Raw genomic sequence first — 22,875 nt, 5'->3', positions numbered from 1 at the left:
GCCGTGCCCGGAAATTGCTGGGAGGTCGGGCGATGGCGTTTCCCGGCGCCGCGGCACTGCACCAGACCGGCCGGCTTTACGCGCTGGGTCTCGACGTCGTCCGGCTGACGTTCCGCCGTCCGTTCCAGTTCCGCGAACTCGTGCAGCAGTTCTGGTTCATCGCGAGCGTGTCGATCCTGCCGACCGCGCTGGTGTCGATCCCGTTCGGCGCGGTGATCGCGCTGCACATCGGGTCGCTGACCACGCAGATCGGCGCGCAGTCGTTCACCGGCGCGGCGAGCGTGCTCGCGATCATCCAGCAGGCCAGCCCGATCGTGACCGCGCTGCTGATCGCGGGCGCGGGCGGCAGCGCGATGTGCGCCGACCTCGGTTCCCGCACCATCCGCGAGGAAATCGACGCGATGGAGGTGCTGGGGGTTTCGCCGATCCAGCGGCTGATCGTGCCGAGGGTGCTGGCCGCGATGGGCGTGGCGGTGTTCCTCAACGGCATGGTCAGCGTGGTCGGCGTGCTCGGCGGCTACTTCTTCAACGTGATCATGCAGGGCGGCACCCCGGGCGCGTACCTGGCGAGTTTCTCCGCGCTGGCGCAGCTGCCGGACCTGTGGATCAGCGAGATCAAGGCGCTGCTGTTCGGGTTCGTCGCCGCGGTCGTCGCGTCGTATCGCGGACTGAACCCGCGCGGCGGGCCGAAGGGCGTCGGCGACGCGGTGAACCAGTCCGTCGTGATCACGTTCCTGCTGCTGTTCGTGCTGAACCTGGTCCTCACCACGGTCTACCTCCAGCTCGTGCCGCCGAAGGGAAGCTGATGGCCACCCCGACTCCGACGCGCGTGCTCGAGGCCATCGACCGCAGGCTGGGCTTCCTCGACACCCTCGGCGACCAGATCCTGTTCTTCCTGCGCGCGCTCGGCTGGGTGCCGCGCGCGGTGCGCCGGTACCTGCGCGAGATCGTCCGGCTGCTGGCCGAGGTGAGCTTCGGCAGCGGCGCGCTCGCGGTGATCGGCGGGACCATCGGCGTGATGGTCGGGATGACCGTCGCGACCGGGACTGTCGTTGGGCTGCAAGGCTATTCGGCGCTGAACCAGGTGGGCACGTCGGCGTTCGCCGGGTTCATTTCGGCGTACTTCAACACCCGCGAGATCGCGCCTTTGGTGGCCGGGCTGGCGTTGTCGGCGACGGTCGGCTGCGGGTTCACCGCGCAACTGGGCGCGATGCGGATCTCGGAGGAGATCGACGCGCTTGAAGTGATGGGCATCCCGAGCGTGCCGTATCTGGTGACCACGCGGGTGATCGCCGGGTTCATTGCGGTGATTCCGCTGTACGCCGTGGGCCTGTTGTCGTCGTATCTCGCGTCGCGGCAGGTCACGGTGTGGGGCTTCGGGCAGTCGGCGGGCACGTACGACCATTACTTCCTGCTGTTCCTGCCGCCCGGCGACGTGCTGTGGTCGTTCGGGAAAGTGCTGATCTTCAGCGTCGTCGTGGTGCTCGCGCATTGTTATTACGGCTTCCGCGCGAGCGGCGGTCCGGCCGGCGTCGGCGTCGCGGTGGGCCGGGCGGTGCGGACGGCGATCGTCGCGATCAGCGTGCTGGACTTCTTCCTCAGTCTCGCGATCTGGGGCGCGACGACGACCGTGCAGGTGGCCGGATGAACCGGCGCTGGCACAAGACCGGAGTCCGCACCGCCGGGGTGCTGTTCCTGGCGGCGCTTTCGGCGTTCGTGCTGCTCACGGTGAAGATCTACAACAAGGACTTCACCACGACGGTCCCGGTGACACTGCAAGCCGACCGCGTCGGCAACCAGCTGCGCGCGGGCGGACAGGTGAAAGCGCGCGGCGTCGTGGTCGGCGAGATCCGGGGCGTGCGCGCGATCCGCGGCGGTGCGGAGATCTCGCTGGCGCTGGACCCGGAGCAGGTGAAATGGCTGCCGGTCAACGTGTCCGCGTTGCTGGTGCCCAAGACCCTGTTCGGCGAACGGTACGTCCAACTGTCCATTCCGGACACCGGCCGAAAGCGCCCGTTGCGGGCCGGAGACGTGATCTCGCAGGACCGGTCGGCGAACGCGATCGAACTGGAGCGCGTCTTCGACAACCTTCTCCCGGTACTGAAGGCCGTGCAGCCGCAGAAACTGGCCACCACGCTGACCGCGGTTTCCACCGCGCTGCAAGGCCGCGGCGAACAGCTGGGCAAGACGTTGGCGACCGCGTCGGACTACCTGCGGCGGTTCAACCCGAACCTGCCGCAGCTCGACCGAAACGTGCGCGACCTCGCCACCGTCACCCAGATGTACGGCGACATCGCACCCGATCTGCTCGACGCGCTCACCGATTCGTCAGTCACCCTCGGCACGATCAACGCCAAGCGCACAGACCTCGGCTCGCTGTACCAGCAGGTGACCACGTCGTCGCAGGACCTCACGACGTTCCTGCAGCAGAACCGGAACAACATCATCGCGTTGTCCGCGGACAGCCGCCGTCCGCTCGAAATCGGTGCTAAGTACTCCCCCAGCTTCCCTTGCACTCTACAGGCGCTCACCGACTTAAAACCGTCGATGGACAAGGTCCTCGGCGCCGGAACGAAGGAACCCGGGCTGCACGTCGAGGTCACCGTGTCCAAGTCGCGCGGGAAATACGTGCCGGGCAAGGACGATCCGGCGTACACCGAGAAGACCGGCCCGCGCTGCTACCCGAGCGGGGTGACGCCGACCGCGGGCACTCCGGCGACCGTGCCGTCGACCGGCGACCTCGGTATCGCGAATTCCCCGCAGGAGCAGCAGTTCCTGGGCCCGTTGCTCGCGCCCCAGCTGGGTGTTCCGACCGCTGACGTGCCGATGTGGAGCAGCGTCCTGGTCGGCCCGCTCTATCGCGGAACGGAGGTGACGGCGAAGTGAGAAACCTTGCCGCTCCCCTGGTCAAAAGCCTGATCTTCATCCTGGTCACCGTGCTCGCGACGGTCATTCTCGCGTTGTCGATCACCGGCGGCTCGGTCGGCGGGAGCCAGCGGTACGGGGCCACTTTCGTCGACGCCACCGCGCTGAATGTCGGCGACGACGTGCGGATTTCCGGGGTGAAGGTCGGGCAGATCGAAGGCCTCGACGTCGTCGACCAGAACCGCGCGCACGTCAGCTTCTCACTGGAAAACGGCCGCACGGTGCCCGCGAACGTGACCGCGGTGATCAAGTACCGCAACATGGTCGGCCAGCGCTATCTCGCTTTGGAGCGCCCCCGCGACCCGGCCGGAGTGTTGCCGTCCGGCGGCGAAATCCCGCTGGACCGCACGACTCCGGCGCTCGACCTGACCGACCTGTTCAACGGTTTCAAACCGCTCTTCCAGGCTCTCTCGCCGAAGGACGTCAACGACCTGTCCGGCGAGATTGTCCAGGTGCTGCAAGGAGAAGGCGGCACGGTGACCGAACTGCTGCAGCACACCGGATCGCTCACCAGCACGCTCGCCAGCCGCGACCAGGTCATCGGCGAGGTGATCGGCAACCTGAACTCGGTGCTGAAAACCGTGAACGGCAAGGGAGATTCGCTCGCGACGCTGGTGTCGACGCTGCGCCAGCTCGTGTCCGGGCTCGCCGAGGACCGCACGGCGATCGGCGACGCGGTGTCCGGACTGGCCGAGCTGACGCAGTCCACCAGCGGGCTGCTCACCGAGATCCGGCCCGGGCTCAAGGACAGCATCTCCGGTCTCGACGCGCTGACCCGGAACCTGAACAGGGGGGAGGCCGACGTGGACAAGGCACTGACCACGCTGCCCAAGAAGATGGACCGCATCGGCACGCTCGGGTCGTACGGCTCGTGGATGAACTTCTATCTGTGCAAAGCCGTCCTGGAGACGTCGCCGCCGCGCGGCGTGGCGGAGACCGCGGCGAGGTGTGGCGCGTGAAGTCGTTCCGGGAGCGCAATCCGCTCGTGCTGGGGGTCGTCGGCAGCCTCGCGCTGGCCGCTGTGCTCACCGGCACGCTGAACTACGACCGCCTGCCGTTCCTCGGCGGCACCACCTACCAGGCCGAATTCAGCGAGGCCGCCGGACTGCAGGCGGACGACGAGGTGCGGATCGCCGGGATCAAGGTCGGCGAAGTGTCCCAGGTGGACCTGGACGACGACCACGTGCTGGTCAGCTTCCGGGTCAAGAACGCCTGGATCGGCAACCGGACGTCGGCGCAGATCAAGATCAAGACGTTGCTGGGCCGCAAGTTCCTGGCCCTCGACCCGGCCGGGCGGGCAGAGCAGGACCCGGACCAGCCGATCCCGCGCGACCGCACGGTGACCCCGTACGACGTGACCGACGCGTTCAACGGCCTCGCCGACACCGCGGGCGCGATCGACACGAAGCAGCTCGCGACCAGCTTCTCCACGATCAGCGACACCTTCCGCAACTCGCCGCAGCACGTCCGCACCGCGCTGGACGGGCTGAGCGCGCTGTCGAAAATGATCTCCTCGCGCGACAACGAGATCGCCGAACTGCTGGCCAACGCGCGCAAACTCACCACCACGATCGCCAACTCCAACGACGACTTCGAGAAACTCGTCAAGGACGGCGACCTGCTGCTCACCGAACTGGACCACCGCCGCGACGCGATCCACCAGCTGCTCGTCAGCACCCAGCAGCTCGCTAAGCAGCTGTCCGGACTCGTCGCGGACAACACGGCGCAGCTCGCTCCGGCGTTGCAGCAGCTCGACCGCGTGACCGATCTGCTGCAACGGCAGGACGAGAACCTCGCGCAGAGCCTCAAGCTCGCCGGGCCGTACTTCCGCGTGCTGACCAACACCGCCGGCAACGGCCGCTGGATCGACAGTTACCTGTGCGGCCTCCTGCCGGAGAACCGCGATCCGTGCACCCCGCCGAAGGAAGGCGCGAAATGACCACGCGCGCGTACCGTTTCGTCGTCTTCCTGCTGGTCATGGCCTTGGTGGTCTGCGGCGTCCTGTGGTGGGTGTTCTCCGGGTCCGGCCGATACCGCGTCACGGCGTACTTTTCGCGGGCCGTCGGTGTCTACAGTGGATCCGACGTCCGGGTGCTCGGGGTGAAGGTCGGCGAGGTCACCGCGGTCCTTCCGCAGGGCAGTCAGGTTCGTGTCGACTTATCGGTAGATCCGCATATCCCCGTCGCCGCCGACACCACCGCGCTGGTCATCGCGCCGAGCGTGGTCGCCGACCGCTATGTCCAGCTGGGCAAACTCGCCCGAGGCGGCCCACGTTTAGCCGACGGCGCGGTGATCGGCACTGCCCGCACAGGCACGCCCGTGGAGCTGGACCAGCTGTATTCGAGCCTGGACACACTGAGCAAGGCGCTCGGCCCGAACGGCGCGAACTCCCACGGCGCGCTGTCTGATCTCCTCCGCACCGGCGCGGCGAACCTGGACGGCAACGGCAAGGCGTTCAACACGTCCGTGCGCGACTTCGCCCGCCTCGCCCGCACCCTAGCGGGCAACTCGCAGGACCTGTTCGGAACCGTCGACGAGCTGCAGAAGTTCACCACCATGCTCGCCACGAACGACCGCCAGGTCGCCGACGTGAACCAGCAGCTGGCCAAGGTGTCGGCCACCTTGGCGGAGAACCGCGGCGAACTGTCCGACGCGTTGCGCTCGCTCGGCGGCGCGCTGGCTTCGGTCCAGGGCTTCATCCGGGACAACCGGGCCGCGATCAAGTCCAATGTAGACAAACTGGCCAAGACGACGCAGACGCTGGTCGACCAACGCGCGTCGCTGGCCGAAGCGCTGGACGTCGCCCCGCTGGCCGCGCAGAACGTGCTGAACGCGGTCGATCCGGAAACCGGACGTCTGCAAGGCCGCGCTGACCTACTGGATTACCTGCCGTTCCCGACGACGGACGCGGCCGTGACGGGAGGTGGCCGATGAAGGCGCGAAGGCTCTTCCTGGCGCTGGCGGTGAGCACGCTGGCCGGTTGCGCCGCACCCGGCGGCTTCCGGGGCGTCTACGACCTCCCGCTGCCCGGCGGTGCGGACCTAGGCGCGCATCCGTACGAGGTCACCGTCCAGTTCGCCGACGTCCTGGACCTGGTGCCGCAAGCCGCGGTGAAGGTGGACGACGTCCCGGTCGGGCGCGTTCAATCGATCCGCCTGGGCGCGGACGGCTGGACCGCCGAAACCGTCCTGGCGGTGAACGGCGACGTCCACCTGCCCGCGAATGCCGTCGCCCGACTGCGGCAATCGTCGCTGCTGGGCGAGAAGTTCGTGGAACTGGCCGCGCCGGTCGCGTCCCCTTCTGGGCAGCTGGGCGACAAGGCGGTCATCCCGGTGTCGCGAACCAACCGGAACCCGGAGTTCGAGGAGATCTTCGGCGCACTGTCGCTGCTGCTCAACGGGGGCGGGATCGGGCAGCTGCAAACGATCAACCGCGAACTGACGAAGGCCATGGACGGCAACGAGGAGGAGATCCGCAGCTTCCTGTCCGGGGTCAACCAGCTGATGACGAACCTCGACGCGCACCGCCGCGACATCACCGCCGCACTGGACGGCCTCAACCACCTGTCGGCGTCGCTGGCCGACCGGAACCAGCAGATCGCCGACGCCCTCACCGACCTGACCCCCGGCCTGAAGACCCTCACCGACCAGCGACCGCAGCTGGTGACCATGCTGCAATCGCTGGACCAACTGTCCACAGTGGCCACTGATGTCACGAACAAGAGCCGCGACGACCTGGCCGCCGACCTGCGCGCACTCGCGCCCATCCTGCGCCGCCTGGCCGATGCGGGGCAGAACCTGCCGAAGGCGCTGGAAATCCTGCCCTCGTTCCCCTTCACCGACCCCGTCCTGGACGCGATCAAGGGCGACTACCTGAACGTCTACGCCACGGTCACGCCCGGTGCCGGTGTCCCGCTGCCGCCGCCGGGTCAAGGCGTCCCGCCCGGCCTTCCGACGCTGCCTCCCCCTTCCGGGGGCCAGTGATGCTCACCAGACGGATCCGGATCCAGGTCATCGCCTTCGTGATAGTCGCGCTGGCCGCGACTTCGTTCGTCGGCGCGAAATACGCCGGGATCGCGCGTCTTTTCGGAGCCGGGACCTACACCGTGCACCTGGAACTTTCCGAAGGCGGCGGCATCTTCACCAACGGCGAGGTCACCTACCGAGGCGTGGCAGTCGGTCGGATCGGCCAACTACACCTGACCGAACACGGCATGGAAGCGGACCTGTTGCTGGACACCTCCGCCCCGCAGATCCCCTCGAACGCCCGCGCAATCGTCGCGAACCGCTCCGCCGTCGGCGAGCAATACGTCGACCTGCAACCGACCACCGACCGGGGTCCCTATCTGGAGGACGGCAGCGTCATCCCCCGGAGCTCCACCACCCTGCCCCTTCCCGTGCAGACCTTCTTGTCCGACGTGGACTCGCTAACGTCGTCGGTCCCGACCGAGGACCTGCGCACCGTGGTCAACGAACTGGACAACGCCCTGCAAGGCAGCGGCCCAGACCTGCAGTTGCTGATGGACACCGCGAGGTCCTTCACCGATTCCGCCTCCGCCCACCTGCCCCAAACCACAAAACTCCTCGACGACGGCTCGACAGTCCTGAAAACGCAAGCCGCGTCCTCGACCGCGTGGCGCGACTTCAGCCGGAACGCCCACCTGTTCGCCTCGCAACTGGCGTCGTCGGACGGTGACCTGCGCCAGCTGATCGCGACCGCCCCGCCGGCTGCTACCCAGGTGACGGGCTTGCTGCGCGACAACAGCCCCGGTCTCCCCATCCTGATGGCCAACCTCTTGACGACAGCCGACGTCTTCAGCGCCCGAACGGACGGCTTGGAGCAACTGCTGGTGACGCTGCCGAAAACCGTAGCCGCAACGTCGTCAGCCATCACCCCCGACAGCGGACGGCTGTCGCTGGCCCTGACGTTCTTCGACCCGCCACCGTGCCGGAAAGGGTACGAGAGCACGAAGATCCGCAGCAGCGCCGAGCTGCCGGTGCTCCCGTTCAACACCTCGGCGGCCTGCACCCTGCCCGCCGGAGACCCGTCGTCGGTGCGCGGCTCCCAGCACGCACCACACCCCGGAGTCCCAGAGCCCGCCCACCCAGGCGGCCTCCCCGCGGCGGCTGCCGGACTTCCGACGTCGACTGATCTGGAGGAGATGCTGTGGCTACGCCGGGGAAACTGACGCTCCCACCGGACGAGACTTCCTCCGTCGACGATTTGCCGCCTGACACGGAGTCTTCGCTTGTCGCCGACTCCGCGACCGACACAACCTCCTCCGATTTGCTGCCTGACGCGGAGTCCTCACGCGTCGCCGACTCCGCGACCGACACAACCGCCTCCCCCACGACCGCAAAATCCCCTCGCAGGTGGACGTGGGCCGCCGGAATCGCCCTGACCGCAGCCGCCGCTTTCGCCGCCTGGTCAGCCTGGTCGTGGCACGCCGCCGCAACTGCCCCCGCCTCAGCCGGAGGCGCGACCCGCGACGAAGCCGTCACCGCCGGCCGCACCCTGATCACCACGGTCACCACCTTCGACCCCCAACACCGCGACCAAACCCTGACCCACTGGCAATCCGCGACGACCGGCTCTCTCCAGTCGACCCTGCCAAGCAACGTCCCGCCCGACGGCTCCGCCACCACAGGCCACGTCCTCGACGCCGGACTCTCCGACCTAGACGCCGACGCCGGTACCGCGAAACTCCTGGCCTCCGTGGAAATCACCGTCACCAAAGACGGCACCGCACAGCCCATCCGCCGCACCCGCCTGGCCGCGACGATGACCCGCACAGCTTCCGGCTGGAAACTCAGCTCACTGGAGCAACTGGGGGTGGCGGGGTCATGAAGCTCTCCCTGCACCGGCGGAAGCCACGCACCGAACCCGCTGACTTCGCTGCGGCCGCAACCGACTCCGCGCGCCCCAGCACTGTCGCTGCCGACGCCGCCCAGCCACATGCAGCAAGCACCAACCAGCCACCAGCCGCAGCCGTCCAGCCACGCACTTCCGGTGCCGGAACTGCCAAGGCATCTTCCGAACCCGAGACCACCGCAGCAGCGCACACCGCTCCCGAGCACGCCACTGCCCCAGCCGAATCCGCCCAGCCACCCGCGAACCCCGCCCAAGCCTCAGCCACCGACCAGCGAACCACCGCGGCAGCCATTCAGCCAGCACACACCACCGCTCAGCCACCCTCTCCCGCGACCGCCACCTCCTCCCGCACCGACTCAACTCCCCACACCACAACAACCTCCGATCCCCACCAACCACCCGCCGACACCGAACCCGCCAAACCTCCCGCTCCCGGCCCCAACGCCGAGCATCCCCGCAACACCCGCCTCCTCGCTCTCCTCCTGTCCTTGACCGTCCTGTTCACCGCCGTCGGCGTCTGGTGCACCGTCGAAGCCCGTTCCACCAGCGCGTCCGCCGCCGCCTCGAACCGCGCGCTGACCGATCAGCCCGCGACCGCCGCGGCTACTTCCGCCATCAGCCTCACCCTCAACAAGATCTTCTCCTACACCTACGACAAAACCGACGTCACCGAGAACGCCGCCGCCACCCTGCTCCGCGGCCACGCCCGCGATTCCTACGAAAAACTCTTCGCCCAAGTCCGCACAATGGCCCCGAGCCAACGCCTGACTCTCACCTCCCGCGTCTCCGCTGCCTCCGTCCAGCACCTCACGAACGATCACGCACAGTTGCTCGTTTTCCTCGACCAGTCCGCCACGAGGGGGAATTCCGCCACTCCCGAGGCAGCCGCCGCGCAACTGGCCGTCACCGCTGAACGCATTGACGGAAACTGGTTCGTCACCGATCTAGCTCCCCGATGAAATTCTGTTTCCTCACCGCCGAAGGAGTACCGTCATGCCCATTTCCCGGATCGCCAGAATCGGCGTGCTCGCAGCGGCCGCCGCGACCGCGGTCAGCCTCGCCTCCGCCGTTCCAGCATCAGCGACCGAAATACCCATTCCGATCTCCTACTCGGTTACGGGCAGCACGGTCGTGAAGAAGACCGGAAGCACCCTCGACCTCGGCCCCGGAAGTCTCGCCGGAAATCTCCTGGTCGACGATCAAACCGGAGCCGTCGGTCTCAACGCCAATCTGCAATTGCCGCCAGCGACCGCGCACATTTCGCTGCTCGCGGGCGGCTTCAAGATCAAGGCGAAGGTCACCGTCACCCCGACCGCACCCGCGACCGGCACCCTCGCGAACGGCACCCTCACCACGCACGAAACCGCGAACATGGAGATCAGCGACATCTGGGCGGGTCCGATCGTGCCGGTCTTCCCGGTCCCGACCGTGCCCGGCAGCTGCACGACCGTCAAGCCGATCGACCTGACCCTGACCGCGGCGAACGTCGACATCACCAAGCCGATCACACTCACCGGGAATTACACCATCCCGGACTTCAAGAACTGCTTCATCGCCGACCTCGCGCTCGGCGCACTGGTGTCCGGACCGGACAACACCATCTCGCTGACCTTGACCTCCAAGAACTGATCAACCACCCGAAAACGGAGTGCCGGAAACTGTTTCCGGCACTCCGTTTTCGTATATCCGACCCGAACGCAATTGTCATGCTCACACGAAACGCCGATACTGTTTACGCGGCCGATGACAAAAGAATCGGTCCAGTCGCCGACTCGCGGACAAGGCGCTGACCAGGGTTGTTGCCGACTGAACTCACGGGTAACCTTGGGCTCGCGGCCGGTATCGCTCACCGAGCCGATCCCCGTTCCCGAAAACCTGGTCCGGAACGGAATCCGCGGAAACCTCCGTCCCCACTGCGCAGGATCGCCGCGAAAACTGCAGTCCGATCTAAGGAGAATGGTATGCCCCGGCTCAGCAAACTGTCCACGGGCGTGGTGACCGGCGTCGCGGTAGGCGCGATCGCGGTCCTCACCGCAGGCACGGCCTCGGCCGCCACCGCGACCTACCAGGCCGGCCCCGCGAACTACAGCTGCACGTTCCCGGCCATCCCGGCACAGAACGTGGCGATCACCGCGCAGTTCGGCGGCCCGGACACGATCCCCGTCAACGGCACCACGACGCCGTCCAATGTTTCCGGCACCGCGACCATCACCGCGCTGGTCCACGCGCTGCTCACCGCCGCGGGATACGACGGAATCCGCGGCACCGCCGACGTCCCGATCACCGTCGACAACGGTTCGCTCTCCCCGTCGGACGCCTCCGGCCTGCAGATCCCGGAGCAGATCTACCCGGCGGGCGGCGCGATCACGGTGAACATCGCCCAGACCTCGACGTCGTCGATCCCGACCTACACGGCGCCGAGCACCCCCGGCACGGTGACGTTCGGCCTCGACACGGGACTCTCCGCGCAACTCGAGTTCCACAAGGCGTCAGACGGCAGCTGGACCCCGTGGACCATGCAGTGCAGCGCCCCGTCGGGCACCAGCTTCAGCCCCTCGGGCACCATTTCCTGACCCATTCCGGCGGAGGGGCGGCCGAGTGCCGCCCCTCCGCCGTCGTATCCAGGACCGGCGCAGCCAACCAGAAGACCAGCTCCCGCCCGGCCGTGTGCCCCGGTCTGGCACCTGAGAACCGCTTCCCGTCGTGACACGGAGAAGCGCCTTCCTCAGCATGCGGGCAACGATCCGCTGGTGCGGCGAACGAGAAACCGGTTCAACGCCCGAGCTTCCCAGCGCACCGGAAACCGGCTCCGTTCAACGTCCGGCAACCGGCTCGACCCGAGACGAACAGTCGTGACCCCGTTCCAGCGCACCGGAAACGCGGCCCTGCACCCTCGCCGCCTGGCGCTTCACCGACGGCAGCGGATCGACAGATCCGTGATCACCAGGTTGTACTCGTAGCCCGCCGACGCACCGGTGACCGGCCCGCACACCGGCGGTTTCGGCACCGTCGCCTGGCTGTAAGTGTTGTTGCCCCAGAGGACCATCGACCCGTCCGCCTTGACCACCAGGTTGTGGTTCCACCCCGCATCAATGGCGACAACCCCGCTCTTGGCCGCCGCGGGGACCTCGGTCTGGCCGTCGTTGTCGTGCCCCCAGGCGATCACTCCGCCGTCTTTCAGCGCGAGGCCGTGCTCATACCCGGCCGAAATCGCAGTCACCCCGGACCGCGCCGCCTCGGGAACTGTCGCCTGGCCGAAAGTGTTGCTGCCCCAGGCGAATACGGAGCCGTTCTTCAGTACGAGGCTGTAATCCCCGCCCGCCGAGATCGCGCTGACGCCGGACTGCGCGAAGTCCGGAACGTCCGACCGGTTCCCCCAGCTGACCACCCGGCCGTCCGCCAGCAACGCGAGACTGTGCACCGCACTGGTGGAAATCGCCGTGACCCCGCTGGAGACCGACGCGGGAAGCTCCGTCTGGCCGTACCAGTCGTTCCCCCACGCATACACCTTGCCGTTCTTGAGTCCAAGGCCGTGCGTCCAGCCCGCAGCGATCTGGCTGGTGCCCGACGACAGTTCCGCCGGCACTTCGCTTTCGCCGAAATTGTTGTCGCCCCAGGCGAGCACGGCACCGTTCTTGAGCGCCATCGCGAACTCTCCTCCGGCCGAAACCGCGGAGAGACCCGAGGTCAGGGCCGGTGGCATGGGCGAGGGCGCTTTTTGCGTCCCCCACTGGTAAAGCCCGCCCGCGGCGGTCAATTGCGGCACGTTCGCCGCGCCGGCCGCACTGCCTGCCTCCCGCTGCGCTCCCGCCGCATTCGGTCGCGTCGGCTGCGGCGCCCACGTCGCGGCTGCCGGACCGCTCGACGAGGTCCCTGCGCCCACTACGACGACCGCGAAGACCGCCGTCGCTGCCTTGCGCCATCTCCGGCGTCCGGCCGCCATCGCAGCTCCTTCCTCCGTGCTTCCCGCAGAGATGTTCCCAGTCCCGCGGCCTGCGCGGGGAACGCGCGAATTCTTTGTCAGTTTCCGATGAAAAACCGGCTCCAGACTAGCTCCCGGCCATAAGAAAACCCTTTTCCCGCAACGGAAAACGACCGTCCGCCACCCATGCTTGCGCACCGGCGAAACTCACCGGTAACTTCGCTCGGAACCCATTTTCCGGACCGCAGGGCGAGGAGGTACACGATGCCGAACCCACGCGGGCGCTCCGCCCGCCGCCGCCCAGCTTCCCTCGCCCTTGCAGTACTCGGCGCACTGTCGATCGGCACCGGCGCCCTCACCGGCGTCAGCTCCGCCTCGACCGAGACACCCACCCCCGCCGCACCGCCCCCGTTGTCAGCCAGCGAACAGAGTGTCAGCAAGGACATCGTCCTCGACTGCCCGTTCGCCGCCCCCGCCGGCTCGCAGCAGATCACCCTCACCGTCTCCGCGACCGTGCCCGCGACGGTGCCGGTCGGGTCCGCGCTGAAATTCCGTTCCCTGACCGCGTCTTTCACGCTTCCGCGCGCCGTCGCCGTCCAGCTGGCACCAGATGCCCCAGACGGCATCCGCGGCGGCCTGACCCTCGACCTCACCGCGCGCCAAGGCGACAAGAGCACCGCGATTCCCGCTCCGTTCACGATCGCCGCGACCCCGTTGCCGCCAGCAGGCGACGTGAAACTCACCGCGACCGCGGACCTGCCGGAACAGGCGGTTACCGTCCCCGGCAAGGTCAGCTTCGACGTCGGAGCCCCGACCATCGCGGTGAAACCGGCTGCCGACGGCGCCGCCGAGACCGCACCGGTCGCCTGCACCCTTCTTCCCGACCAGACCACCACCCTCGCGTCGATCCTCGCCACCGGAGCGCCCACGACTGTCCCGAAGAAGCCAACCGAGCCGAGCACCGCGCCGTCGCCGCCGCCTTCAGCCCGCCGCGACGCGGCTACTCCGCAGGACGACCCTCCTTTCCCGCTCATCACCCCGCTCGACTACGTCCAGGTCGCGGCGACTTCGTCCGTCTACCGGCTGGGCGCGACCGTCGCCAGCGCTCGGACCGGGGTGCTCAACGGAACCTGGACGGTCCTGCTCATCCCGCCCGACTATCTCCAGCACGACCCGAGCACGATCAGCGGAAACGTCGGCTTCCGCCCGGTCGACGCGACTTTCCTCGGCTTCGGCTTCGTTCCGGTGACCGCCACCGTCGAGTTCCTGCCCGTCGACTACCGCAACTCCAAGCTGATCGAGTTCACCGGCAAGCTCGTCCTCTCCGGCGATTTCCTGACCACGCACATCCAGGTCATGGCCCGGATGAGCAACGCCAGAATCAACGGCGTGCCGCTTGACCTCGGCCCGGACTGCGTCACCGCCAAGCCGATCTCGCTCAGCCTGTCCGGTGCGTACAGCGCCTTGAAGGGCGGCATCCTCAGCACGGACCCGAATTCGCCCGACCCCGACTACCGGGGTTTCGCCCTGCCGCCGTTCGTCCACTGCGGCACCGCCGAACCGCTCAGCCCGCTGCTCACCGGCATGGCCTCCACCACGACGAACGTCAACCAGGCCAAGGTCGTCAACGTCAACTTCGGCTCCTGCCCCGCCAAAGACTATCCGGATCACACCAAGTGCAAGCCCATCCCCAGCACACCGCCTCCTGGCTGAGACCGAACACCGCACCGGCTGCCGGAACCGTCGGGGTTCCGCCAGTCGCCGAAGACCGGGCGTCACCGGTTTCGCTCCGCTGCTTCACCCGGTGGCCGCCGACCACGACCATGAAGCCGGCGGCCCGGCCCCGGCACCCGCGCACCGGTCGCCGCTCGTCTAGCAGCATCGCGGCACGCGGCCGATCGGTCATCCGCTCGCCCGACAGGAAGCCGCCAGCACCGGAATGCGCGGCGCGCTCAGACCATGACAATCCAGCCAAGCACGACCGCCACGAAGGCAACGTCAATGAAGGGCGGAAACCTGTGCCGTCATCAATGAGGAAATTATGCGTGGCAACAACCGCGTTAGCCGCCACCGTATTGGCTGGATCCCCACCGGCCTCAGCCGCCAGCGGAACGGAGTACACACTCGGAGCGGATCAGCCGGTGCAACTGTCGTGCCTGCTAGGCCCGCTCGGGCCCGAGCCCGCCGAGATCACGGCACACTTCACGGGACCAGCTTCTGCCGGACGGGGAGACACCGTCACGTTGACGGAGTTCGGCGGAGCACTCACCCTTACCGGGTTCGTCAGCGCAATCCTCCAAGCCGCAGGAATCGACGGACTACGAGGTGCCGCGGACGGACACGCCTTCGACTTGTCGCTGTCGGCCTCCGCGGGCTCGCTGTCGCCGCCTTCTGTCACCGGGTTCACGATCCCTGAAACCGCTACCTCGGCAGGCAAGGGAAACGACCCCATCGCGCTGCCGATCGTGCCAGCTGCCTCGTCGGCCGTCTCCTACAGCGCTCCCGGGAGTCCAGGAAGCGTCTCCTTCTCGACTACCGGAAACGTCCCCGGCATCGACGACTTCACCTTTCACCTGCAAACCCACTACAAAAGTTCTGGCTGGCAAGACCTTCTGGTGCAGTGCCACCCGACAGTCGAAATACCCGACTTCTCTCCCAGCATGACGATCTTGTGAAGCCGTGAAGGGTCGTCGCAAGCCAAGCCGAACGCCCCTAGGCCGCCAACGTCAGCCCGCGCTCATCGCACACTGCTCCAGTCTCACCCGCAAACCACACAAAATTCGCCATTGAGCGGCTACGTTGGCTGCTACCAGCGATTCCGACGCTGTCCGTCCTGGTGTTCGCCGGGTTGCGTTCCCTCCCCGCCGGGCCTCTGCTCGAGACAAAGCGACCCCGGAAATACTGGCGAACCTGAATCACCTGCCCGACCTTGGATCGGATGAATTTTCGAACGAAGTCGGCCGACGGCTGGCGGGCACCATATTCGCCCCGGCAAGAGGCTGCGGCCAAGACAGCCCCGAACGTGGCCGGTCGTCCGCGGCCGCGCGCAAGACCAGTTCCATTTCGAACCGCGCGGCTGGATCGCGCAGCAGCTCGCCGAAGGTCGCCTGCAATTGGCGCATGCGGTACCGCACCGTCTGCGGGTGGACTTGCAGGCGTTCGGCGATCTCGACCACGTTCCCCTGACTGTCGAGCCAAGCGCGCAGCGTTTCGAGCAGACGCTCCTGTTGCTTGTCGGTCATGTCCGCGAGGGGGGCGAAAAGCCGGGTGCGGAGGAGGTCGGTGAGCGCGCCGTCCGAGTGCACCAGCAAGGAAGCGAGATGTTCCTCCGCGCGGAGCACCCGCTCACCAGGGATTCGCCCCCGATCGGCGAGAACCAGCGTCCGGCGTGCCCAGCGCAAGGAATCAGCGAGGCTCGCCAACGGCACACACGGCCCGACGGACAGTCGGCAATTCGGCAGCGCAGCCTGAAGTGTCGCCAGCCGCGCGCCATTGACCGCGCCGGGCACGACGATGCACGGCTCGGCGGAGTCCAGTTCCGCCAGGACGTCCGAGTCCAACGTCGCGTGCCGACGAGCCCTGCCGTTCAGCGGCGATTGGACGGCAATCGGCGACGCCTGCTCCGGCACGGCCCATCCGGTCAGCTGGGCCAGCTCCGCGATCGCCTTCGGCGGAGCGGCCGGGACCTCCAGCAGGACGCCGAGCAACCGTCGCCGCCAAGTGTCCAATGCGCCGGCGGTGCGAGCTTTCGCCTCTAAATAGCCATCCAGTGCGACCGACGCCAGTTCGTCCATGAACGCCAACATCGCGTCAGCCAGCTGCGACATCACCGCCGACGAAAGGCCAGCCCGCCGTCCGACGCGCATGATCCGGCGCCACGACACGCGCGCGCCGACCCGGTAGGCCGACTGCAGAGTGTCGAGGCTCCGCCCTTCCCGCATCTCGTTCTGCCCGAGCCGATGGTGCACCTCGTGCGGCTGTTCCTTCGACGCCCGCGGGTCGGCGATCTGCGCGACGAACAACGTGATCGCATACTCGACGCCCGCGCGGATCGATCTCCCGTACGGACCGTCGAGCGGCCGCGCGTAGGCGGGAATCGTCGCGCGGATTTCGTCGACGATCTCGGCGGACAGGCTCGCCAGCTCGGGCCGCAGGATCTCGGCGAGTTTGCGCGGCAGCGCAGCCGACGGCACAGCGTGATCGAGTCCCCGCTCCACCGACATCGCAGCTCCTTCGCTCCGCCCCGGTTCCCCGACCGCGCCGCGGCGCCGCCGGAAGCCCCCGCATCCATTGAGGGGTGACACCCGACACATCGAAAAACCAACGCCAAACGTGTCACCGCTCCCCGAAGAAACCGATTTCTTGTCACGTTCGTGACAAGTTCACGAGGTCGGAGGGGCACATCGCGACAACACACCACCAGGTGCGCTACGCCATGCCTGCAAACGGGCGAACCTGGACACCTGCCTTCAGCGGCGGCCCGCCGGGTCGCCACAACGACCACAGAGCGTCACGCGGCAAAGCCCGCGGCCCTCTTGTAACATGTACTTGATACAAGAGGGAGGGGTCCACGATGCAACTCGACTCGGCGCTCGCCGTCGCGGGCATTACCGGCCTGTTCGGGCTGATCATCCTCGTCGTGTTGTGGCCAGGCGAGAAACAAGGCGCTCGGCTGCTCGCGAAATGGGGCGTGCGGAACCCGACTGCCGACCAGGTGCCGGTAGCCGTGCGGTATCTGCGCCGTCGTCGATTCTGGTATCCGTGGCTGTTCCTCGGTCTCCCCCTCATCCCGGGCGCGACGAATCTCGTCGGAGAACGGACAGCGAACTCGCTCGTGTTCGTGGTGCTGCTCGGCGGGCTCGCCGCCGAAATCCTCGCTCAGCGTCCCTCGCGGGAACCCCGCAGGGAAGCCGTGCTGGCACCACGCGCCGTGCTCGATTTCGCTCCGTTGTGGACGGTCATCGTCTCCGGGCTGGCCACTGTCGCCGCCGTCGTGCATCTCGCCGTTTTGCGGCAATGGGGCCCGTTGGCGGTGACTGTCGGCGCGGCGGCGGTGTCGTGGATCATCGTGCTCCTCGCGGTGCGGCGTCCGGCCGCCGGCGACCCGGAAGTCGACCAGGCACTGCGCGTGCGCAGCGCCCGCGTCGCTCTCGGGCTCGGCACCGGAACGGCTGCCACGCTCGGCTGGACAGTCGGCGACCTCGCCTCGTTCCTCGCGTTCGTGGCCACCGTCGCCGCGTTCCTCGCGATCGTCGGCCCGCCGCCCAAGCAGCGCGCGACAACCACGGCAGCGCGGTAGATGCCGCTGCGAGTAGTGGTCGACGCCGAAAGCGGGGTTCCGCCCTGGCGTCAGGTGCACGACCAGATCATCCGCGCGATCACGACCGGCTCCCTCGTCCGGGACGCCCGTCTGCCGCCGATCCGTCAGCTTTCAAGGGACCTCGGACTCGCCTCCGGGACCGTCGCCCGCGTGTATCGCGAGCTCGAGGCCGCCGGCTGGGTCACCACCGCACGGGCACGCGGAACCGTCGTGACCGGCCCGGCCGAACGACCGGATCCGGGCACGCTGCTTCTCAACGCGGCCGTCGAATACGCCCGGCACAGCCGGGAACTCGGGGTCGCGCCGGACGAAGCCGTCGGCGCCGTGCGCGTGGCATTGGCGAGCCTGGACGCACCGTCGCGGTGAATCCGGGCGATCGTCCGGCCGGCGCGGTTTTCGCCGTTCTGTGAACCGTCTTCCGCACGGTCTCGGGCACACCTCCTTCTTGCCCGTGCGTTCCCGTGGTCCACTCACCGGACGAGGCGCGGATCCCGCCGCCTCGGCGCGGAGGTTCAGCCCTCCATCAGCACCCTCCCCACCGCGGCCAGCACGGGTTCCAGCGCGGCGACTTCCGTGCCGACGCATTCCGTGATGCCCGCACCGACGACCTCCATTCCGGAAAGCCCGTCGATTGCGTCAACCAATTCTGCGATCGTGAGCCCGCCGGGCTCCGGATAATTCACTCCGGGGAACTCGCCGGGATCAAGAATGTCCAAATCCACATGCAGATAAACGCGGTCGGCTCCGGCGGCGTTCAGCGCTCCGGCGACATCGTCGGAGCGCACGGCGAGGCCGCCGGCAATGGCTTCCTCTTCCGCGGGATCGAGCGAGCGAGCGCCGAACAGCACCGCTCGGCCGCGTTCGATCGCCGGACTCGCGGCGAACTCCTTGTCGCCCTCGCCGAGCAACGACCGCAGCACCATGCCGTGATACGCACCCGAAGGCGAGGAATCCGCCGTGTTCAAGTCCGCGTGCGCGTCGAACCACGCGACGCCAAGCGTTGCGCCGTAACGGAAACGCGCGACGCCGACCGGGACCAGCTCAACGCCGCAGTCGCCGCCGATCGTGAGCACCGGGCCTTCCGGCGCTTCGAGCGCAGCCAGCTGCAACTGCCGGTTCGTGCCCGTGAGCACGGACCGGTTGGCTATCCCGGCGACGACGTCGGACGCCGCTGCGTCCTGGCGTACGTGGTGCACCGGCTTGCCGAGCACGTGCCCGGCCAGTTCGGAAAGTGCGCGGCAGCCCTCGATCAGCCCCTTCGCCCCGGGGCTGATCGCGCCCTGCCATTGCGGCACCGCGTTGATCAGCATGCTTCGACGCTAGCGCGAACACCCCGGAAAAAGCGAGCCGTAAATGGTGCGAGGGGTCCCCTCGCTCCGTTTTGGAGCGAAGGGACCCCTCGCACAGGAAAAAGTGGCGCGGGAGCCGGTTATTCGAGCACGATGAGAAGGTCCCCGCCCTCGACCTGCTGAACGGAGGTGATTGCCAGCCGACCGACTTTGCCCGCCGCCGAAGCGGTGATCGACGCTTCCATCTTCATGGCTTCGATCGTCGCCACTGTCGCCCCTGCCGCCACCTGGTCGCCTTCGGCCACCTGCAGCGTTACCACGCCCGCGAACGGCGCGGCGATCTGCTTCGGGTTGCCCTTCTCGGCCTTTTCGGTGGCCGGGATGTCCGAGGCGATCGACCGGTCCCGGATCTGGATCGGCCGGAGCTGGCCGTTGAGCGTGGACATGACGGTCCGCATGCCGCGCTCGTCGGCCTCGCCGATGGCTTCCAGCTCGATGAGCAGCCGGACGCCGGGCTCGAGGTCCACCGAGTACTCCTCCCCCGGGCGCAGACCGTAGAAGAAGTCCTTGCTCGGGAGCACGCTGGTGTCGCCGTAGGCGTCGCGGTGCGCGAGGAATTCCTTGGTGGGACCGGGGAACAGCAGCCGGTTCAGCGCGCCGCGGCGGTTGTCGGCGAGTTCCTTGTGGTCCTCTTCGGACAGTTCGGCGACCGGTTTGGCCGCCGAACGGCCCTCGAGCGCCTTGGTGCGGAACGGTTCCGGCCAGCCGCCGGGCGGGTCGCCCAGTTCGCCGCGCAGGAAGCCGATCACCGAGTCCGGGATGTCGAACTTGTTCGGCTCCGCCTCGAAGTCCGCCGGGGAAACGCCGGCGCCGACGAGGTGCAGCGCGAGGTCGCCGACCACCTTGGACGAAGGCGTGACCTTCACGAGGTGGCCGAGGATCTTGTCCGCCGCGGCGTACATGGCTTCGATGTCCTCGAACCGGTCGCCGAGGCCCAGCGCGATCGCCTGCGTGCGCAGGTTGGAGAGCTGGCCGCCGGGGATCTCGTGGTCGTAGACGCGCCCGGTGGGCGACGCGAGACCAGCCTCGAACGGGGCGTAGATCTTGCGGACGCTCTCCCAGTACGGCTCCAGGTCGCCGATCGCGTGCAGGTCGAGGCCGGTGCTGCGATCGGAGTGGTCGGTGGCCGCGACGATCGAGCCGAGCGACGGCTGCGACGTGGTGCCCGCCATCGACGACACGGCGCCGTCCACCGCGTCGGCGCCTGCCTGGATCGCGGCCAGGTAGGTGGCGAGCTGACCGCCGGCGGTGTCGTGCGTGTGGATGTGCACCGGAAGGTCGAATTCCTTGCGCAGCGCGGTCACCAGCCGAGCCGCGGCGGGCGCGCGGAGCAGGCCGGCCATGTCCTTGATGGCCAGCACGTGCGCCCCGGCTCCGACGATCTGCTCGGCGAGCTTGAGGTAGTAGTCGAGCGTGTAGAGCTTTTCGTTCGGATCCGACAGATCGGAGGTGTAGCAGAGCGCGACTTCGGCGACCGCGGTGCCGGTGGCGCGCACGGCTTCGATGGCAGGCCGCATCTGCTCGACGTCGTTGAGGGCGTCGAAGATGCGGAAGATGTCGATGCCGGTCGCGGTGGCCTCCTCGACGAAGGCCGTGGTGACCTCGGTCGGGTAAGGCGTGTAGCCGACGGTGTTGCGGCCGCGCAGAAGCATCTGCAGACAGATGTTCGGTACGGCCTTGCGCAGCTGCTCCAGGCGTTCCCACGGGTCCTCGGCAAGGAATCGCAGCGCGACGTCGTAGGTCGCGCCGCCCCAGCACTCCAGGGACAGCAACTGCGGCACCGTCGCGGCGACGACCGGGGCGACGGCGAGCAGATCCTTCGTCCGGACGCGCGTCGCGAGCAGCGACTGGTGCGCGTCGCGGAAGGTGGTGTCGGTGACGCCGAGCTGCGGAGTTTCCCGCAGCCAGCGCGCGAATCCCTCCGGGCCGAGTTGGGTCAGCTTCTGCTTGGAGCCGTCCGGCGGGACGAGATCCGCGGGCAGTTTAGGCAGCTTCGTCGCGGCCTCGGGAGTGCGCGGACGCTCGCCGTGCGGCCGGTTCACCGTCTGGTCGGCGAGGTAGGTCAGCAGGCGCGTGCCGCGGTCGGCGGAGTGCCGTGCGGTCAGCAGGTGCGGCCGTTCCTCGATGAACGACGTGGTGACGTTGCCCTCGCGGAAGTCCGGGTCGTCCAGCACCGCCTGGAGGAACGGGATGTTCGTCGCCACGCCGCGGATCCGGAACTCGGCGACCGCGCGGCGGGCGCGGCCGACCGCGGTGCGGAAATCGCGGCCGCGGCAGGTGAGTTTCACCAGCAGCGAGTCGAAGTGGGCGCTGATCTCGGTGCCGGAGAACGCGGTTCCGCCGTCGAGCCGGATGCCCGAGCCGCCCGGCGAGCGGTAGGCGCTGATCATGCCGATGTCCGGCCGGAAACCGTTGGCCGGGTCCTCGGTCGTGATGCGGCACTGGAGCGCGGCGCCGCGCAGGTAGATCTTGTCCTGCGACAGGCCGAGGTCGGCGAGGGTCTCGCCGGAGGCGATCCGCAGCTGGGACTGCACGAGGTCGACGTCGGTGACCTCTTCGGTGACCGTGTGCTCGACCTGGATGCGCGGGTTCATCTCGATGAACACGTGCTTGCCTTCGCGGTCCAGCAGGAATTCGACGGTGCCCGCGTTGCGGTAGCCGATCTGCCGGGCGAATTTCACGGCGTCGGCGCAGATGCGGTCGCGCAGTTCCGGGTCGAGGTTCGGCGCGGGGGCCAGCTCGACGACCTTCTGGTGGCGGCGCTGCACCGAACAGTCGCGCTCGAAGAGGTGGATCACGTTGCCCTCGCCGTCGGCGAGGATCTGGACCTCGATGTGCCGCGGCTCGACCACGGCCTTCTCCAGGAACACGGTCGGGTCGCCGAACGCGGATTCGGCCTCGCGCGCGGCGGCCTCGATCGACTCGCGCAGCTGAGCCGGGTCCTCGACGCGGCGCATGCCCCGGCCGCCGCCGCCTGCGACCGCCTTGACGAACACCGGGAAGCCGAGTTCGTCGGCCGCCGCGACCAGTTCGTCGACGTTGCTGGACGGCTCCGACGAGCCGAGCACCGGGACCCCGGCCTCGCGCGCCGCCTTGACCGCGCGCGCCTTGTTGCCGGTCAGTTCGAGGATTTCGGCGCTCGGGCCGACGAAGGTGATTCCCGCTTCTTCGCAGGCCATGGCCAGGTCGGGGTTCTCCGACAGGAAGCCATAGCCCGGATAGACCGCGTCCGCGCCCGCCTTCTTCGCGGCCTTGACGATCTCCTCGACCGACAGATACGCGCGGACCGGATGGCCCGGTTCGCCGATCTCGTAGGCCTCGTCGGCCTTCAGCCGGTGCAGCGAGTTGCGGTCTTCGTGCGGAAACACGGCGACTGTGCCCGCGCCCAGTTCGTAACCTGCGCGGAACGCCCGGATCGCGATTTCGCCGCGATTGGCCACCAGCACTTTGCGGAACATGCCCGGTCCTTCCCTTTTCGGATCGGTATC

At 68.1% G+C, this 22,875-nt stretch carries 20 protein-coding genes; 16 read left to right on the top strand and 4 right to left on the bottom strand.

Annotated features, from left to right (window positions below):
• Positions 1–32: 32 nt before the first annotated feature.
• The 12 genes from WA670_RS33355 (at position 33) to WA670_RS33300 (ending at position 11,369) form a co-directional block, all read left to right on the top strand.
• Entirely contained in the window at positions 33–806 is a 774-nt protein-coding gene (locus tag WA670_RS33355) for an MlaE family ABC transporter permease (RefSeq protein WP_037811666.1), read from the top strand.
• A complete protein-coding gene (locus WA670_RS33350) occupies positions 806–1,648 on the top strand; it encodes an MlaE family ABC transporter permease (RefSeq protein ID WP_037712855.1) in 843 nt (280 codons plus the stop codon). Before WA670_RS33355 ends, WA670_RS33350 begins: the two co-directional genes overlap by 1 nt.
• Positions 1,645–2,886: an MCE family protein gene (locus WA670_RS33345; protein ID WP_336160197.1), complete on the top strand. Its 1,242-nt coding sequence runs from the start codon at positions 1,645–1,647 to the stop codon at positions 2,884–2,886. Before WA670_RS33350 ends, WA670_RS33345 begins: the two co-directional genes overlap by 4 nt.
• Positions 2,883–3,884, top strand: a complete 1,002-nt coding sequence (locus WA670_RS33340) for an MCE family protein (protein WP_336160195.1) — start codon at positions 2,883–2,885, stop codon at positions 3,882–3,884. Before WA670_RS33345 ends, WA670_RS33340 begins: the two co-directional genes overlap by 4 nt.
• Complete coding sequence (locus WA670_RS33335) at positions 3,881–4,864, top strand: MCE family protein (protein WP_336160193.1); 984 nt, start codon at positions 3,881–3,883, stop codon at positions 4,862–4,864. The genes WA670_RS33340 and WA670_RS33335 overlap by 4 nt, the downstream gene beginning before the upstream one ends.
• Positions 4,861–5,859, top strand: coding sequence for an MCE family protein (locus tag WA670_RS33330; RefSeq protein ID WP_037811672.1), 999 nt, complete (start codon positions 4,861–4,863; stop codon positions 5,857–5,859). The genes WA670_RS33335 and WA670_RS33330 overlap by 4 nt, the downstream gene beginning before the upstream one ends.
• The gene (locus tag WA670_RS33325; RefSeq protein WP_037811674.1) at positions 5,856–6,908 is read left to right on the top strand and encodes an MCE family protein; all 1,053 of its coding nucleotides are present in this window, start codon (positions 5,856–5,858) and stop codon (positions 6,906–6,908) included. Before WA670_RS33330 ends, WA670_RS33325 begins: the two co-directional genes overlap by 4 nt.
• Positions 6,908–8,113, top strand: a complete 1,206-nt coding sequence (locus WA670_RS33320; RefSeq protein ID WP_037811676.1) for an MCE family protein — start codon at positions 6,908–6,910, stop codon at positions 8,111–8,113. The genes WA670_RS33325 and WA670_RS33320 overlap by 1 nt, the downstream gene beginning before the upstream one ends.
• A 98-nt stretch (positions 8,114–8,211) precedes the next feature.
• Positions 8,212–8,772 (top strand): hypothetical protein, encoded by a 561-nt coding sequence (locus tag WA670_RS33315; protein WP_336160190.1) that lies wholly within the window; start codon positions 8,212–8,214, stop codon positions 8,770–8,772.
• A 512-nt stretch (positions 8,773–9,284) separates the two neighbouring features.
• Complete coding sequence (locus WA670_RS33310; protein WP_240691223.1) at positions 9,285–9,755, top strand: hypothetical protein; 471 nt, start codon at positions 9,285–9,287, stop codon at positions 9,753–9,755.
• A 34-nt stretch (positions 9,756–9,789) separates the two neighbouring features.
• Positions 9,790–10,425: a hypothetical protein gene (locus WA670_RS33305; RefSeq protein WP_037811678.1), complete on the top strand. Its 636-nt coding sequence runs from the start codon at positions 9,790–9,792 to the stop codon at positions 10,423–10,425.
• A 332-nt stretch (positions 10,426–10,757) separates the two neighbouring features.
• Positions 10,758–11,369, top strand: a complete 612-nt coding sequence (locus WA670_RS33300; protein WP_238607883.1) for a DUF6801 domain-containing protein — start codon at positions 10,758–10,760, stop codon at positions 11,367–11,369.
• Between the two features lie 335 nt (positions 11,370–11,704).
• Here WA670_RS33300 and WA670_RS33295 read toward each other — a convergent pair whose 3' ends face one another.
• The gene (locus WA670_RS33295) at positions 11,705–12,442 is read right to left on the bottom strand and encodes an RCC1 domain-containing protein (protein WP_442893145.1); all 738 of its coding nucleotides are present in this window, start codon (positions 12,440–12,442) and stop codon (positions 11,705–11,707) included.
• 540 nt (positions 12,443–12,982) lie between these two features.
• Between WA670_RS33295 and WA670_RS33290 the strand changes: the two genes are divergently transcribed.
• Both WA670_RS33290 and WA670_RS33285 read left to right on the top strand, forming a co-directional pair.
• Positions 12,983–14,431 (top strand): DUF6801 domain-containing protein, encoded by a 1,449-nt coding sequence (locus tag WA670_RS33290; protein WP_205673050.1) that lies wholly within the window; start codon positions 12,983–12,985, stop codon positions 14,429–14,431.
• 530 nt (positions 14,432–14,961) lie between these two features.
• A complete protein-coding gene (locus tag WA670_RS33285; RefSeq protein ID WP_275294363.1) occupies positions 14,962–15,393 on the top strand; it encodes a hypothetical protein in 432 nt (143 codons plus the stop codon).
• 240 nt (positions 15,394–15,633) lie between these two features.
• On the opposite strand, the gene WA670_RS33280 is transcribed toward WA670_RS33285, so the two are convergent.
• Positions 15,634–16,941, bottom strand: a complete 1,308-nt coding sequence (locus WA670_RS33280) for a PucR family transcriptional regulator (RefSeq protein WP_336160185.1) — start codon at positions 16,939–16,941, stop codon at positions 15,634–15,636.
• A gap of 350 nt (positions 16,942–17,291) precedes the next feature.
• Here WA670_RS33280 and WA670_RS33275 point away from each other — a divergent pair, with 350 nt between their 5' ends.
• Both WA670_RS33275 and WA670_RS33270 read left to right on the top strand, forming a co-directional pair.
• Positions 17,292–18,017: a hypothetical protein gene (locus WA670_RS33275; RefSeq protein WP_037811688.1), complete on the top strand. Its 726-nt coding sequence runs from the start codon at positions 17,292–17,294 to the stop codon at positions 18,015–18,017.
• Complete coding sequence (locus WA670_RS33270; protein WP_037811690.1) at positions 18,018–18,404, top strand: GntR family transcriptional regulator; 387 nt, start codon at positions 18,018–18,020, stop codon at positions 18,402–18,404. It abuts the gene before it with no gap.
• Between the two features lie 146 nt (positions 18,405–18,550).
• Here the strand turns inward: WA670_RS33270 and WA670_RS33265 are convergent, their stop codons facing one another.
• Both WA670_RS33265 and WA670_RS33260 read right to left on the bottom strand, forming a co-directional pair.
• A complete protein-coding gene (locus WA670_RS33265) occupies positions 18,551–19,348 on the bottom strand; it encodes an arginase family protein (protein ID WP_037811692.1) in 798 nt (265 codons plus the stop codon).
• A 119-nt stretch (positions 19,349–19,467) separates the two neighbouring features.
• Positions 19,468–22,845, bottom strand: coding sequence for a pyruvate carboxylase (locus WA670_RS33260; protein WP_134727847.1), 3,378 nt, complete (start codon positions 22,843–22,845; stop codon positions 19,468–19,470).
• Positions 22,846–22,875 lie beyond the last annotated feature (30 nt).

The organism is Amycolatopsis sp. VC5-11, assembly GCF_037034185.1.
In the GTDB taxonomy this organism is placed as follows: domain Bacteria; phylum Actinomycetota; class Actinomycetes; order Mycobacteriales; family Pseudonocardiaceae; genus Amycolatopsis; species Amycolatopsis nivea.
Note: the sequence above shows the minus strand (reverse complement) of the source record. Positions and strands in the feature narration are given on the sequence as shown.